A 255-nucleotide genomic window follows, 5' to 3' on the forward strand; every position below is an offset into this window, starting at 1 on the left:
CCAAGCGGCTTGTAAACTTAGCGGAAAGTTTTGCCGGCCCAGTAACAGGTGGTATATCGGCAGCAGCAGTACTGGCTTGTATGTTTTTTGGTGCTATCTCTGGTTCGGGTCCAGCGACAACGGCAGCGGTAGGGATGTTAATGATTCCTGCTATGGCTAACCGAGGTTATGATAAAGGGTACGCATCTGCGGTTGTGGCCTCTGCAGGTGGATTAGGTATTATCATTCCACCATCGATTCCTATGGTTATCTTTG

The 255-nt window shown here is 49.0% G+C and carries 1 protein-coding gene; it reads left to right on the forward strand.

The genetic code is table 11. The features are described from left to right. Positions 1–255, forward strand: a 255-nt coding sequence (locus V6259_RS19900) for a TRAP transporter large permease subunit (protein ID WP_341586003.1), incomplete at both ends; no start/stop codon positions are given.

This window comes from Marinomonas sp. TI.3.20, from assembly GCF_038155025.1.
Classification (GTDB): Bacteria; Pseudomonadota; Gammaproteobacteria; order Pseudomonadales; family Marinomonadaceae; genus Marinomonas; species Marinomonas flavescens.